The sequence below is a fragment of the Pedobacter frigiditerrae genome (assembly GCF_004331645.1).
GTDB lineage: Bacteria > Bacteroidota > Bacteroidia > Sphingobacteriales > Sphingobacteriaceae > Pedobacter > Pedobacter frigiditerrae.
In genome coordinates this window covers 331251-346865 of record NZ_SJSK01000006.1, presented here as the reverse complement: position 1 = coordinate 346865, position 15615 = coordinate 331251, and the positions used below count along the sequence as shown (strand labels likewise).

Annotated in this window: 16 protein-coding genes; 11 read left to right on the top strand and 5 right to left on the bottom strand. The window is 35.7% G+C overall.

Going from position 1 to position 15615, the window contains the following annotated elements:
- Window positions 1–260: 260 nt before the first annotated feature.
- Window positions 261–695: a hypothetical protein gene (locus EZ428_RS20860; protein WP_131555155.1), complete on the top strand. Its 435-nt coding sequence runs from the start codon at window positions 261–263 to the stop codon at window positions 693–695.
- Between the two features lies 1 nt (window position 696).
- Here the strand turns inward: EZ428_RS20860 and EZ428_RS20855 are convergent, their stop codons facing one another.
- From EZ428_RS20855 to truA, 3 genes are all read right to left on the bottom strand, one after another.
- Window positions 697–1533: a cyanophycinase gene (locus EZ428_RS20855; protein WP_131555153.1), complete on the bottom strand. Its 837-nt coding sequence runs from the start codon at window positions 1531–1533 to the stop codon at window positions 697–699.
- Window positions 1534–1540: 7 nt separating this feature from the next.
- Window positions 1541–3331, bottom strand: a complete 1791-nt coding sequence (locus EZ428_RS20850) for an ABC transporter ATP-binding protein (protein ID WP_131555151.1) — start codon at window positions 3329–3331, stop codon at window positions 1541–1543.
- Window positions 3332–3452: 121 nt separating this feature from the next.
- Window positions 3453–4208, bottom strand: a complete 756-nt coding sequence (gene truA, locus EZ428_RS20845) for a tRNA pseudouridine(38-40) synthase TruA (protein ID WP_131555149.1) — start codon at window positions 4206–4208, stop codon at window positions 3453–3455.
- Window positions 4209–4340: 132 nt separating this feature from the next.
- Here truA and EZ428_RS20840 point away from each other — a divergent pair, with 132 nt between their 5' ends.
- The 10 genes from EZ428_RS20840 (at window position 4341) to EZ428_RS20795 (ending at window position 13615) form a co-directional block, all read left to right on the top strand.
- Entirely contained in the window at window positions 4341–4799 is a 459-nt protein-coding gene (locus EZ428_RS20840) for a DUF4293 domain-containing protein (protein ID WP_131555147.1), read from the top strand.
- A gap of 111 nt (window positions 4800–4910) precedes the next feature.
- Entirely contained in the window at window positions 4911–5525 is a 615-nt protein-coding gene (locus tag EZ428_RS20835; RefSeq protein WP_131555146.1) for a hypothetical protein, read from the top strand.
- A 634-nt stretch (window positions 5526–6159) separates the two neighbouring features.
- Window positions 6160–7665 (top strand): YfcC family protein, encoded by a 1506-nt coding sequence (locus tag EZ428_RS20830; protein WP_131555144.1) that lies wholly within the window; start codon window positions 6160–6162, stop codon window positions 7663–7665.
- Between the two features lie 60 nt (window positions 7666–7725).
- The gene (locus EZ428_RS20825) at window positions 7726–8058 is read left to right on the top strand and encodes a 1-deoxy-D-xylulose-5-phosphate synthase (RefSeq protein ID WP_131555142.1); all 333 of its coding nucleotides are present in this window, start codon (window positions 7726–7728) and stop codon (window positions 8056–8058) included.
- 147 nt (window positions 8059–8205) lie between these two features.
- The gene (locus EZ428_RS20820) at window positions 8206–8688 is read left to right on the top strand and encodes an SRPBCC family protein (protein ID WP_131555140.1); all 483 of its coding nucleotides are present in this window, start codon (window positions 8206–8208) and stop codon (window positions 8686–8688) included.
- 52 nt (window positions 8689–8740) lie between these two features.
- Window positions 8741–9145: a DUF3703 domain-containing protein gene (locus EZ428_RS20815; protein WP_131555139.1), complete on the top strand. Its 405-nt coding sequence runs from the start codon at window positions 8741–8743 to the stop codon at window positions 9143–9145.
- Between the two features lie 113 nt (window positions 9146–9258).
- Window positions 9259–10038 (top strand): nucleotidyltransferase domain-containing protein, encoded by a 780-nt coding sequence (locus EZ428_RS20810; protein WP_131555137.1) that lies wholly within the window; start codon window positions 9259–9261, stop codon window positions 10036–10038.
- A gap of 71 nt (window positions 10039–10109) precedes the next feature.
- Window positions 10110–10895 (top strand): hypothetical protein, encoded by a 786-nt coding sequence (locus EZ428_RS20805; protein ID WP_205945771.1) that lies wholly within the window; start codon window positions 10110–10112, stop codon window positions 10893–10895.
- 3 nt (window positions 10896–10898) lie between these two features.
- Complete coding sequence (locus EZ428_RS20800) at window positions 10899–11519, top strand: hypothetical protein (RefSeq protein ID WP_131555134.1); 621 nt, start codon at window positions 10899–10901, stop codon at window positions 11517–11519.
- A 149-nt stretch (window positions 11520–11668) separates the two neighbouring features.
- Window positions 11669–13615: a DEAD/DEAH box helicase gene (locus EZ428_RS20795; protein WP_205945770.1), complete on the top strand. Its 1947-nt coding sequence runs from the start codon at window positions 11669–11671 to the stop codon at window positions 13613–13615.
- A 186-nt stretch (window positions 13616–13801) separates the two neighbouring features.
- On the opposite strand, the gene EZ428_RS20790 is transcribed toward EZ428_RS20795, so the two are convergent.
- Complete coding sequence (locus EZ428_RS20790; RefSeq protein WP_131555132.1) at window positions 13802–14131, bottom strand: hypothetical protein; 330 nt, start codon at window positions 14129–14131, stop codon at window positions 13802–13804.
- A gap of 404 nt (window positions 14132–14535) precedes the next feature.
- Window positions 14536–15534, bottom strand: coding sequence for an NAD(P)H-dependent glycerol-3-phosphate dehydrogenase (locus tag EZ428_RS20785; RefSeq protein WP_131555130.1), 999 nt, complete (start codon window positions 15532–15534; stop codon window positions 14536–14538).
- Between the last annotated feature and the right edge of the window lie 81 nt (window positions 15535–15615).

The window sequence follows — 15615 nt, the reverse complement described above, 5'->3', positions numbered from 1 at the left end:
TATAAATATTTTTTCACACCTCAACGATTTTTTGAGAAATAGCATCATCATTAGATAAGAAAAGTCAAGTTTTATTGTTGAATTGCTTAATTGTTAAATTGTTGCCAATACAAGATCCCCAATAAACAAGTGAAACGATAAACAAACCTATTGTTGGATTATTTTATTGCTGAGTTGTTAAAGTATCAAGCTCAATGAACAAATGGGCTATTGAACCAATGAACTAATTTCTATCTTTACACCTACAAACACCTTTTGAAATGTCTAAATCTAAAATTGCACCTATTCTTTTAGCTTTTACTGCCCTTGCATTTTATGCCTGTAAAAAAGAAGTCCTTACAGACAAACAAGCTGCCTTGCAACAATTAGTAGGTAGATGGCCGTTAAAGTACAAGATTAGAACCATAGAAGATGGTTTTGGCATAAGAAAGGACACAACAGCTTATAATCCTGTAGATACCTTGGTGTTTAGTGCTGATGGAAAATATATCCAAACGAATAAAACCGTTATAAAATCGGGAACATTCACTCTTGATGAAGCTGGAGAAAGCATTACCTTTTCGGGAACACCAGCCTTAACCCAGAAATTTAATTACATAAGGACCAATACCATTGGCTTAGTTGTTTCTGATGAAACGGATGCTACTGGATATGTCAAAGTTAGGACGTTAACAATAGATGAGTTAAGTAAATGATTTAAGGTTTTATTGTTATTACATCGCCTTCGGTAAAGACCCCAAATTCGGCATTGCTAAATTTTATTAATCCTTTTGAGGTAGTTTGTACATTTTTAGGCACTGCAAATCTTATCACCTGACTATCGCCAGCTACAGTTGCCTTATTACCATGTACAATAATTGCAGTGCCTTCATCAATACCAACACATACTAAATCTGGATGTGCAGCCAAGGAAGAAATCAATCTATTATACCTGTTTCGTTTTAAAAAATGTTGATCTATAATGGTGTTTTGTAACAAACCCAAACCTTGGGCAAACTCTACATTTTTATCCCAAAGTTTATTGAAAGTTTCCTTGTAAACGGTATCCAATAATTGTTTTCCGGTAATCATGTATTTACTCATTACCGCAGCACCTGCGCTTGTACCTGCAATGGTTGACCCATTGTTGTATGCTTTGTGAATAGCAGTATAAACTGGTGTGCCTAAAACCGACTTCATGAATCTGTTTTGGTCGCCCCCTAAAATGTAAATTAGCTTTGCTCCTGTTAAAGAATCAATCCATTTTTTATCGTTTACATCATGCTTATTGAAATTGAAGTTTTTGATGGTAAGATTAACCTGCTTTTTTAATTGTAATGAAATGTACTTAAATCCGGTATCTGGAATTTCACTCGCCATAGGCAAAACAATGATATAGTCATTTGCCTTAAAATTTGAAGTGGCTACCATTTGTTTAATCAAGGCATCAGAACGATCGCCACCACCAATGATAAACAAATTACCTTTTGCATTTTGAGCTTGAGCTGCTAATGTTAATGCAAAACTGATTACGACTAAAAATATCCTTTTCATCTATTGATTAATTTTTAGCTATCCCTACAGACGAAAACTGCAAATCGTACAACTTCTTGTAGTAACCATCTAATTTAAGCAAAGCTTGATGTGTGCCTTTTTCTTTAATTTCTCCCTTATCTAAAACGATAATCTGATCGGCTTTTTGAATGGTTGATAAACGGTGAGCAATAACAATTGATGTTCTACCTTGCATTAATTTATCTATCGCCTTTTGGATGAGCATTTCTGTTTCTGTATCAACTGATGAAGTGGCTTCGTCTAAAACCAAAATAGAAGGTTGGTAAACTAAAGCCCGTATAAAGGATATCAGCTGTGCTTGCCCTGCAGAAAGCGTGGCCCCACGTTCCATCACATTGTAATGATAACCACCTGGTAAACGTTCAATAAATTCATGAGCGCCAACTTTTTTGGCGGCATCTACCACTTCATCTAATTGAATAGCTGGATTGTTAAGTGTAATGTTATTGAAAATAGTATCAGAAAACAAAAACACATCCTGCAAAACAGTAGCAATGTTGCTTCTCAAATAACTGAGTTCGTAGTCTTTTATCGCGACGCCATCAACCTTGATGGTTCCCCTTTGTATTTCGTAAAAGCGATTTAAGATATTAATGGTTGATGATTTTCCCGCACCAGTTGCCCCTACCAAAGCTACTGTCTGTCCAGCTTTAACTTCGAACGAAATATCTTTTAATACATAACTTTCATCACTAACTTCTTCATCTTGATTATAGCTAAACCAAACATTTTCAAAACTGATGGCACCTTGTAATTTCTCTGGCGTATAAGTCCCTTTGTCCTCTGTTGTTTCTTGGGTATCTAAAACTTTAAAAACACGTTCCGCTCCTACCATTCCCATTTGCAGGGTATTAAATTTATCTGCAAGCTCTCTAATAGGTCTAAAAAGCATATTGATGAACATGATAAATGTGGTAATTGTTCCGGGTTCCACATCTAATGGTTTGTTTAAAATCATTTTAGAGCCATACCAAATTAATAAACCTAGCGACAACGCAGAGATTAACTCTACAACAGGAAAAAAGATAGAGTAATACCAGTTTGAACGGATATTTGCATCGCGATAGCGTTTGTTGATTTTAACAAACTTTTTATATTCTTGCTCCTCCCTAGCAAAATATTGGATGATAGAAATTCCACTGATGTGTTCTTGCAAATAGGTATTTAGGTTAGAAACCTCTGTCCTTATCTCTTGAAATGCAACTTTAATAGACTTCTGGAAAATTCTTGTGGCGACAATTAAAAAAGGAATAGGCAATAGAACAACTATGGTTAGTTCCCAATCGATCCACAACATACAGGCAATAATCACAACAACCTGTAGTAAATCACCAACCATTGCAATTAAACCCTCAGAAAAAATATCTGCAATGGTTTCTAAATCTGAAACAGTTCTGGTAATTAACTGTCCAATTGGCGTTTGATCGAAGTATTTTAAGCGCAGTTTAGTAATGTGATTAAAAACATTTATCCTTAAATCTTTAATGGCAGATTGACCTAAGGTATTAGTTGCCAAGGTCTGACTATATTGAATCAAAGTTTGCACTAACAGCAGAACAACCATCAGAATGGTCATCTCTACCAAACCTGTAAAGTTGTTTTTAAGAATAAACTCATTTAAGGTATAACCGATTAAAAATGGTCTAACAGGAGTAATTGCCGCTAACAAAATGGTTAAAACAATAGACAACCTAAAAGTAGCACGATATGGTTTTACATAATCGTAAACTCTTCTGAGCAAACCTACATTAAACGCATCTCCTGTTATTTTAGACATTCTTTAGTTTGATTGTTGTATTGCTAAATTGCTTTATTGTTAAATTGTTGGTCACCTAATTTGGCACTCCATTGTTATATTGTTGTTGGCTCAACCCTATCTAAATACTAACTACTATATACTAACTACTCACAAAAGGGTACTCCACCGCCACCAAATATAAGCCACAAGCCGGAACAGATTGCCCAGCCTTGCTTCTATTTTTTCCTTCAATTATGTTCGAAACTTCTTCTATTGCTATATCGCCTTTACCTACCAATATCAAGGTGCCTACAATTGCCCTTACCATGTTTCTTAAAAATCGGTCGGCCTTTATGGTAAAAACCAAACCATTTTCTACCTGCTCAAAAACAGCTTCGGTTATTTTGCAGTTATTGGTAAAAGTTTGGGTTTTAGACTTACTGAAACAAGAAAAATCTGTAAAGTTTAACAAAAGCTGAGCAGCTTTATTCATTTTCTCTACATCTAACTCTCCTTTGTACAACCAAGACCGGTCTAATTTAAAAGGATCTTTATCAAAATGAATATGGTATTTATAAGCTCTTGCTGTAGCATCAAACCTGGCGTGGGCTTCATCAGCCACCTCAAAAATCCGTTTTACGGCGATGGTATAAGGCAATAAAGAATTAATTCCGGTTATAGCATTTACCACTTTTTCTATAGGCAAATCTGCCACATTAAAATGAGCAAAAAATTGAGTAGCGTGAACACCCGCATCAGTTCTACCACAACCAAGTGAAACTATTTCTTGTCTAAAATAAACGCTCAAAGCTTTATCTAGGCATTCTTGCACAGTAATCCCGTTAGGTTGTGTTTGCCAACCATGAAATTCAGTACCGTTATAACTTAGTTCTATAAAATATCTATGCGAGTTCAATGCTGCAAAACTACTTAGAATGTTTGAATGTTAGCAAGTTTTAAATTCCAGATTGGTGTAACATTTCAAATTTCAACCATCTAACATCACAAACTTTAAATCTTTTACTAAGTTTGTTTAAATATTTAATTTATGATACAGAGAATACAATCTATATGGCTTTTATTAGCCACCCTAACCATTAGCTGTTTACTTTTTGTGCCTATGGTTACCACAACCGTTGGAAGTACTGAATACCAAGTCTTAGCCACAGGTTTATATCAAAAAACAGGAGAAGTAACCACCAAGGTTGAGGCATTTTTACCTTTATTAATTAGCACGATCGCAGTAGCGTTAATGTGCTTCATCAATATTTTTAATTTCAGGAAAAGAGCAATTCAAAAGAAAATCATCATTGCCAACGTGGTATTAATTATTGGTTTATCTTTTTGGTGTAGCCAGTATGCGAAAAAAATTCCTGGAGGTTTAGAAACTGCAAATGCAACCATTGGTATGTTTTTGCCCGTAATTGCTATTTTGTTTTGCATGTTAGCCATTAGAGGAATTAATAATGATGAGAAATTATTGAGAAGTGCAGATAGGTTGAGGTAATTAATCAAGCCTTTCAGTGAAAATAAAATGCCCTTAGTGAAAGTTAAGGGCATTTTTTATTGTGAGTGGTTTGGTATATATTTGGGTTATGTCTAATTTTAAAAAGACAATATGAAAAAATTAAACATCCTGATTCTGATGTTTACACTTTTAATCTTTGCAAGTTTCAGGGTAGAAAATGACGAGGTTAAAATTTGGACACAGCAGACAACAACCAACAAAGCAATTGACTTTGAAAAATCAATAAGCAAGAAAATCAAGTATCTTGAAATGAATGTTTCGCTTTCAAAGAGTATTTACCCATTAGTTGACAAATATAAAATAGCGAAGCCTATTATAATTCAAAGACATCAAACAGGATTTTTACCTCTGTATACTGAATACTTTTACTCTGAACCAGACTCGATTATTAGGTATATTAGTTATGATTGGGAGAAGGAGAAGTATGGAAACTTTTTTAAGAAACAGGAAATCTGGAAAGAGGAGAGTAAAAAGTTAAAAGAATATAATTCCGAGTATGAAAAAATTAAATCCACTTTAATTGTACAACTTGGTGAACCGACAACACAGGACACGGAGCCACAAAAGACAGAATCAACATCTGGAAGGGGGTATTACCTTTCAAGAAATACGGTTTGGGAGACAGACGAATATTATTCTAAATTGAATATGATTTTTGAATCAATGACTTACCGAATAAGATGGTACTACTATTGGAAAAAATAAAAACCCCGCTATTCCAGATTTGCAATCTGGAATTCCTATCATAGGATTTTTAATCCGTTTAAATTCACTTGACATAACTTAGTTATTATAAACCATAAGAGCAACCTACTTATCAAAAGACCTCAAGACATTCCAAATGAAAAGAATTATCATCTACATCGTCCTTGTTCTTTTCTTAGTGTGGTCATCGCTTTTGACTGTTGCATATATTGGGTTGGTCGTCGATAAGATTTTACGGCCAGAATTCAAAAACGCCAGCGTTGGCCTTTTAACTATTTCTGGAATTTTGGTTCTAGTATTTGTAATCTGCGACTACTATATTTTAAGATACTTCCTTCGTATATCAAAAAGAAATTGACAATTTAACCTCTGGTTGGTGTGATCACCAACTATAAGAAAATGAATTCTGCTCATAGATTCCTCTGAAAGCCTTCTATGGCATTAGGATTGCCAGTCAAGCTGGCACTGACGACTTAAAAGTAAAAGGTGTGTCAACACGATAGCTCAATGATGGAGACAGCATAGTTCAAAGAAGCAAATGTAAATAGGAGATTACAAGCTCATTCATCCCTCCTCTCCCCATTGCAAAAGCCCCTTTTTTCCATAACTTCGTTATAACCGACAACAACAAACGATGAAGAAAAAACTAACGCTCCCAACCGCCATCACCTTAATGATGTGCGTCATCATCATAGCAGCCATTAGTACTTGGCTTTTACCAGCTGGACAATACAGTAAACTAACAAACGACAACAATAAGACATTCATCGTTAACTCAAAATCAGGTTCGGTTGCGTTACCATTTACACAAAAAACCCTCGACAGCCTGTCCATTAACGTTAAATTAGACAAATTCATAAAGGGAGAAATTTCAAAACCAATTTCAATTCCCAATACCTACCAGCAAGACACCAAAAAACCTCAAGGTTTATTTTCGGTACTACAAGCACCCATCAAAGGCATAATTGATAGTATCGACATTGTATTGTTTATAATGGTTATCGGCGGATTCATGCAAGTATTCAACAAAACCGGTGCCATGCTTAATGGCGTAACCTACCTTGCCCATAGCATGAAAGGCAGAGAACGCTTGCTCATCATCATTTTAACTTTTATATTTTCATTTCTAGGCGGCTCTTATGGCATGGACGTCGAATCTATTGTTTTTTATCCTATCCTGGTCCCACTATTTTTGGCCGCAGGTTATGATTTAATTGTGCCTTTGGCAATCGTTTTTGGAGGTGCTGCAGTCGGGTATATTTCCAGTTTCTCCAACCCGTTCTCAACCATTATTGCCAGCAACACGCTTGGCGTTAACTGGCTAGATGGTTTTTACGAAAGGCTTTTATTCTTTGCTGTATCAACAACCCTATTCATTTGGTATTTATTAAGATATGCGGATAAGGTTAAGAAGAACCCAAAAGCTTCATTGGTTTATCAATCAGACGCTAATGCCCATTCAGCTTTAGAATTAGATGTAAACACAAAAACCGAAAATCCGACTTTATCATTAAAAGCAAAAGCCTATCTGCTTATATTCCTTTGCACTTTTGTGGGTATGATTTGTGGCATCATCTATTTCAATTGGTGGTGCATAGAAATGGCCGCATTATTTTTAGGCTCTTCTATTTTAATTGCCATCATTGATAGAGCCGATGAAAAAACCTTTGTACATGAATTTATCAAGGGAATGGAATCCCTCTTAAGCGTAGCAGTAATTGTGGGTCTGGCCCGTGGGGTAACTATTATTTTAAACGATGGAATGATAAGCGATTCTATTCTCAATTATGCATCCCATATTGTACAACACTTAAATCCAGTGGTGTTTATCGTCATGACCATGGTATTCTATTTTTTCTTTGCCATTCCAGTTAGCTCATCATCAGGCATGGCTGTGTTAACCATGCCAATTATTGGTGCATTAGCAATTCTGTTAAACATCCCCGGTAGAGAAGTCGTAAACTCGTATATATATGGCATGGGCATTATGTTTTTAATTACACCAACCGGCTCGGTATTCCCTGCACTTACCATGGTAAATGTTAGCTACAATGCCTGGATGAAGTTTATCATGCCCTTTGTATTTGGATTATTAATTTTGGGAGGTTTGTTTTTAACGATAGGCATTCATTTCAAATAGTTGATTTGGATATGGGAATGAGCGGTCCGTTCCTAGTAGAAACTCTAGAAAAATAACAAAATGTTGAAAACACGCATAATGTACATTGAGCATAAAGAGGATTTGACAGGCAATGCTAGAATCGGAAGAGTTACATTCTCAAAAACTGGCAAATCTATCCACTTTGATGGAAAAACCTTCCAAACCTTAAATGGAAGTGGCTTTAAGGAAAATTATTTCGATGTTGAAACAGGTGATTATTACTGGATTTCTGGCTGCAAAAAAGATGGTGGAGACAGGCTGTATGGAGAACGCAAACCGATATATATTGACGAAGATACAAGAGAAGAATATTGGATTGAAATTCGCAATCTTCCAAATCAGGTTGATAAAAAAGTTATAAACGGAAATTGATTTCATCTCTTTGTTAGAGATTTGTACCACTATCCTTGGATTTACAATGCAAGCTTCAACTCTTGTCCAAACCACACCGCTACAAAGTCCGTTTTACACCCTAAGTAAAATTTATTTAAGCCATATATTTAATCAAATAATTAACCTATGGAAAATCAAGATTTTACTACTGCAATATTAGTAGCCCAGACACCAGAAGAAGCATATAAAGCCGTAAACAATGTTCGTGGCTGGTGGTCGGAAGAGGTTGAAGGTGCTACAGATAAATTAGATGCTGAGTTTAACTATCATTACGAGGATGTTCATCGCTGTAAAATGCACATCATAGAAATGATTCCTAATCAAAAAGTGGTTTGGCTGGTGAAAGAGAACTATTTCAAGTTTACCGAAGATACCACTGAATGGACAGGCACAAAGATAGTTTTCGATATCTCTACAGTAGATGGCAAAACCCAAGTTCGCATGACCCATCAAGGCTTGGTTGCCGATTACGAATGTTTTGAGATTTGCCGAGATTCTTGGACAAATTATATCCAAAATAGCTTACGCAGCTTAATTGAAACTGGAAAAGGAAAACCAAATGGAAAAGGAAAACCTCAAACTGAAAACGAAAAGAACCTGACTTCTTAACTTAATACCGTAAATAATTTGCATTAAGACTTTCCCTATATTTGTTTTACCAATGCCAATCATTGCAAAAAACAGAGTTGATATGAATACGATGATGCCAAAGATTCTTAAAAATTATTATGCCATTGAATTAGCGCATTACAGCAGCCATTTAAAAAGAGGGGATTTTCAGCAATCATGGCATCATTTAGAAAGAGCACATGTAATTGGTCAGGCCTATCCTTATCAGCATACCTATGCGCATTGGAAAATGTTAAAATTTGGCTTTCGCACTAAAAGTGTCAATGAAATTATTGGTCAAATTCCCCGATTGCTGGTTGGCGGCATCAAATCATTTGTAGGAAAAATACCCGTAGGCAATACAGGAGGTTCAAATATTGCACCACTAAAAAATTTACCTATTGAAAATGACATCTTAGGAATGTTCAAGGAAGCTCAATTAAAAGCCTACAAATAAGTTTTTATTCTTCCTTGGTTGGTGAATTACCAAGAAATTGCTGAATAGATTTAACCATCACTTCTAAAGAAATATCGTTTCTTGTATATTTACAAAGCAGGAAACGATAAAAAATGATACAAGAAGAATTTGCTGAAAGAGCAGTTGAAATATTAAAATCAGACCAATCTGTAATCGGTTTAGCAGTAGTTGGTTCTTGGTTAACCAATGAAATAGATGAATTCTCAGACCTCGACCTGATCTTGGTAACTGACAAAAAAATTGCTGATGATAAGGATAAAATGCTTGCCTATGCTAATCGCCTAGGTAACCTTTTATCAGGCTTTACTGGAGAACATGTTGGTGAGCCAAGAGTTTTAATCTGTCTTTTCGACAAGCCCTTATTACATGTTGACATTAAGTTTTTGACACTTGAGGAATTCGGACAAAGAATAGAAACCCCTACTATCCTACTGGATAGGAACAGTAAACTTCAAGACATAATTCATCATACTGAAGCTAAATTCCCGTATCCAGATTTTCAGTGGATAGAAGATCGTTTTTGGATCTGGGTTCATTACGCATTATTAAAAATCGGCAGAGGAGAATATCTTGAAGCACATGACTTTTTTGGTTTTTTAAGGATGGTTGTTTTTGGTCCCTTACTTCATATTCAAAATAAAAATTTACCTCGTGGAGTTAGAAAAGTGGAAACTCAGTTAAAACAAGCTGATTTCGAAAGTCTAAAAGCTACCATACCCAGCTATTCAAAAGTTTCACTATTAGAAAGTTTAGAAAACTCGATAGTGCTTTATAAGAAATTGCGAGTTAATCTTTTTAAGGCAGACATCAACTTGCAAGCCAAAACAGAAAATAAGGTAATGCTTTACCTTAAAGAAATTAAGGAGAAATAGGATTTGTTAGTCGAGATTTGCGATTTCGATTCTTACCTGTGTTTTTTTTAATCTACATTAAAAACTAAATTTTGACAACAGTAATCCCTTTCTTTACTCATTTTATAAAACCTATTGGAGATTATGCTGTGCCTTCCCAATTTGCTTTAATGCAAGGCGATGAAAAACCTCATCCACTTTGTGTTTTAGCAGCAGAAGAATTACAAGATTACCTGCAAAACCAGAATGAATGGCAGCACAATTTTGGCTTAGTAGCTGAAAAAGGAAGGGTGATTGGCAAAATGTTCGGCGTCTTAGTGGTGCAAAACAATGAAAACGAAATTGGTTATTTGGCAGCTTTTTCTGGGAAATTGGCAGGATCTAATAATCACACAAAATTTGTCCCTCCAGTATTCGATTTATTAACCGAAAACAGTTTCCTCAATAAAGGAATGGAAGAGTTGACGGTGATGAACCAAGAAATTAAAAAGCTAAAAGATTTAGATCTGGTTGTAAATAAAGAATTGATTAATCAATTAAAAACTAAACGCAAACAATATTCCATTGCCCTGCAAAATGAAATATTTAATCATTATCATTTTCTAAATGAAGCTGGCGAAGAAAAAAGCTTAATTGATATTTTCGAGATAGCTGGATATAAAAACCCTCCAGCAGGTGCTGGCGAATGTGCCGGACCTAAACTGTTGCAATATGCTTTTCAGCATCAATTAAAACCATTGGCTTTAACAGAATTTTGGTGGGGACTATCGCCTAAATCCACTACTTGGAAACATAAACAGTTTTATCCTTGCTGTAAAGAAAAATGCGAGCCTATATTGGCACATGTGCTGAATAGAATTGATTTTAAATATGAATAATTTATGGAATTCCATATGGTTAGACATCATTATTTTACTAAAATGATGATGATGATGAAATATTTTCCAATACTAACATTGCTTTTCCTTTCAATAGGCTGTTCCCTTAAAAAACCTGATAACGACCAGGTTTCAACTATCGACTCTACGAAAAATGCATATATCCAACTCACCACTGAGTTTATTAATGCCGTTGTTAAAAAAGAAAAATTCTTACTTGCTGATGAACCATTTAATTTTAATGCATTTGATTGTTTAGTTGAACTTAAAAACGATACCTTAACTTTTACCAAAAGTGAGATTAACTATATTTTAAAAGAACAATCACTAAAACCAATAAAAAAATGGACAAAAGATTTACTGCCAAATTCAAAGATAATCGCTCAAGATTCCATTAACAATATATTCAAAGATAGAACCAAAGGCTGGAACTACTTTTATAAAAATATTGGACAAAGTTTTGAGACCTTCTCTAACCCTATCTTTGTTAGAAACAACACCTATTGTATCTTTTATAAATCTAATTCATGTGGTTGGTTGTGTGCGGGAGGAAATCTATCAGTTTATAAAAAAGAAGGGAACAATTGGATTGTAATTAAGTCTTATTGCAATTGGGTTAGTTAAAGATGAAAATTCATGAATCAAAAAAAATCGGCAAGTCATTCAACATCAATTATTTCCACACTTAGGGGGCTTAAAAAACTATTTACTTGACATACAATAAAATACCAATTATTAACTGTACCTTTGCGGCTTAATTAAAAAATGTTATAATGATAAACCCATTTAGTAAATTGGGGATAAGTGATGACGTTGTTAATGCCGTAAAAGAGCTAGGATTCGAAAATCCTACGCCTATTCAGGAGCAATCTATTCCTGTACTGTTAGAAGGTAGTAACGACTTTGTTGGTTTGGCCCAAACAGGAACAGGAAAAACAGCCGCATTTGGTTTGCCGCTGTTAGAATTAATAGACTTTAAGAGCAATAAGCCGCAAGCACTAATTTTGTGCCCTACGCGTGAGCTATGTCTGCAGATTACAAACGACATCAAGAATTTCTCAAAAAACACGCCTAATGCACACGTGGTTGCCGTTTACGGTGGCGCTAACATTATGCAACAACTACGTGAAATACGCAATGGCGTACAAATTGTAGTGGCCACGCCCGGCCGTATGTTAGATATTATTGGCCGTAAAGCCATAGATTTTTCTAGCGTTAAATATGTAGTATTGGATGAGGCAGATGAAATGTTAAACATGGGCTTCCAAGAAGACATTAACGACATTTTATCGACTACACCAGACGATAAAAAAACATGGTTATTCTCTGCAACTATGCCTCCTGAGGTTCGTCGCATTGCTAAAAACTACATGGAAAATCCTGTAGAATTAACCATGGGCACAAAAAATACAGGTAACGTAAATATCGAGCATGAGTACTATATTGTAAAAGCTCGTGATAAATACGCAGCCCTTAAACGAATTGTAGATTTTAACCCTGAAATTTTTGCCGTAGTATTCTGTAAAACTAAGTTAGATACACAAGATGTTGCCGAGCATTTAATTAAAGACGGTTACAATGCAGATGCATTACACGGAGATTTATCTCAACAACAACGTGATAAAGTAATGCAACGTTTCCGCGATCGTAACATGCAATTATTAATTGCTACAGATGTTGCTGCTCGTGGTATAGATGTTAGTGGCGTAACTCACGTAATTAACTATGCTTTACCAGATGAGATTGAAAGTTATACTCACCGTTCTGGCCGTACTGGTCGTGCTGGTAAAACTGGTATTTCTATCTGTATCATTAACTCTAAAGAAACTGGCAAAATCCGTCAGATTGAAAGAATTATTGGAAAACAATTTACAAAAGCAGAATTACCTACAGGTTTTGATGTTTGCGAAAAACAACTGTTCTCTTTAATTCATAAAGTTCACAATGTGGAAGTAAATACTGATCAAATAGACCAGTACATTCCTAGAATTATGGATGAGTTTGCTGAATTAAGCAAAGAAGATATCATTAAAAAATTCGCTTCATTAGAGTTTAACCGTTTCTTGGATTACTATGCTAACGCACCGGATTTAAATGCTAGTGCAGATGACCGTAGTGATAGAGGTGAGCGTGGAGAACGTGGTGAAAGAGGCGAACGTGGTGCTAGAAACTTTGATAACAGCAACTACACTCGTTTATTTATCAATGTAGGTTCGGTAGATGAATTTACCAGAGGTGATTTATTAGGTTTTGTTTGTAATAACGGTAAAATCAGTGGTAAATCTGTTGGTAAAATAGACTTAAAAGGTGTTTTCTCTTTCATTGAAGTAGAAAACGACGCGGTAGATTCTTTATTTACCAACTTTAAGGACATTAAATTCAACAATCGCGATGTAAGAATCGAAAAAAGCGGTGATGCACCAGTTGGTGGTAGAGGTGATGGTGGAGAAAGAAGAAGTGGTGGCGGTGAAAGAAGAAGCGGTGGCTACGGTGGTGGAGAAAGAAGAAGTGGTGGCGGTGGTTTCGGCGGTGGCAGAAGTGGTGGCGGTGAAAGAAGAAGCGGCGGTGGCGGAGAAAGAAGAAGCAGCGGCGGTGGCAGCACTGGCGGTGGTTTCAGAGATTTCTCTGGTCGTAGTCGTGATGATAAAGGTGGTAACACTGGCGGTAGCGGAAGACGCGAAGGCGGTGCTGGTAGTGGCGAAAGAAGACGTCGTTCTTAATTCTCACAAAACCTTATATAATAAAAAGCCTCGACAAATTGTCGAGGCTTTCTTGTTTACGTCATATCGAACGGAGCGCAGCGAGGAGATATCTCTTTCTAACAACCACCAATAGACAGTCTTGCGCTAATAAAACTAGAGATTTCTCAATCGAGAAAAGCTCATTTCGAAATGACGGTTAATAAATTAGTTTCCAGCAGGTTTAACCCTAATCTCACTAGCCTTTAAGTAAATCTTAGCTCCTTTGCTATTGATATAATATTTATTGTTTTTACCATCAATATAAACATCAGAACCATCTGGTGCTATTTTACCTTTATATTTTGCATCTACAACTTTTGCGGTTCCCTTTACAGCAACCTCAGCTGTTTTATTGCCGACACTTTTAGCTGCTTTTCCTGTTTTCTGTATTGCTTTACCCGCAACTGTTTTTTTCTCCTGTGCTGCAGCGGTAAATGTTACCGATGCTATCATTGCCATTGATGCTAGGCCTATTAAATATTTTTTCGTTTTCATAATGCTAGATTTTTATGAATAACAATAGATGAGTAATTATTGTTTCTTTTATTTGAAAAGCAGGTGCAGTAAATCTTTTGAAAATTCAGTCCTGCTATACGTTACATTTTTTTGTGCTTCGACTACGCTCAGCATGACAAAAAAATTTCACTGCTATCAGGGTTTAGAGAAATTGGGTCTGTGCTGCTGTGTACAGTTTCCTTGCACCAGCCTAACATTTCTAGCCGCTATTGAACCGCCATCTCCCGATTTAAGCATTGTTGTCTATTGTTTTTAATTGAATGCTTGCTTGTTTCACAGGTTTCATCGGGAATATAGCGAAAAGAGGGACTTGCCTTTAAAACCTACACGAACCTTGCGCTCCTAAAAATTAGACATAAAAGATTTTATTGATAGTATAAATATTAATTCAATTGCTCGGTAAGCAATCTCATTTCTCTAGCTGGCGATGCATTTTCATATAAAATATGATAAACTGCTTCACTAATTGGCATAGAAACTTTATACTTCTGATTAATGTGATGCATACAACTTGCTGCATAATAACCTTCGGCAATCATGTTCATCTCTAGCTGCGCAGATTTTACGGTGTAGCCCTTCCCAATCATGTTTCCAAAAGTTCGGTTACGACTAAATTGAGAATAGGCAGTTACCATTAAATCGCCCAAATAAGCCGATTCCATGATATCTCTATCAATTGGATGAACGGCATCTACAAAACTTTTAATCTCTCTAATGGCATTAGAAATCAACACAGCCTGAAAATTGTCTCCATATCCTACGCCGTGGCAAATACCGCTTGCAACTGCATAGATATTTTTAAGAACTGCAGCATATTCGGTACCAAAAATATCATCAGAAACGTTTGTTTTAATGTATCTGGTATTAAGCACATTAGCAAAATCACTCGCCAACTCTACATCCATACTGGCTATGGTTAGGTAAGAAAGTTTTTCTAGTGCAACCTCTTCTGCATGGCATGGTCCACTAATTACCACGATATCATTTAAGGGCACATCGAATTTCTGATTGATGAACTCGCCAATGATTAGGTTTTCATCAGGCACTATCCCTTTAATGGCAGATATTATTTTTTTGCCCTTTAAATCGGCAGATTTAATATCCTTTAAAGTTTCTTTTAAAAACGCAGCAGGAACGTTTAAGATTAAGTAATCTGCTGCGGCTATGATTGAGCTAATATCATTGGAGATGTTAGCATCTGGCAATTTAATCTCTACAGAGCTTAAATAATTGGGATTATGCTTAAATGCCTTAATATGAGCAATTGCTTCTTCATTACGCATCCACCAAAAAATCTCTTTCTCGATTGTATTGTCAGCCAACATTTTGATGATTGCCGTAGCCCAACTTCCGCCACCAATCATTGCAATTTTAGGTATCATATCAATTAGTTTAGGTATAATCTTAAAGATTAAAACCGTTAAAAAACCAAAAGGTTTAATTAATGCTTTACGCAATAATTA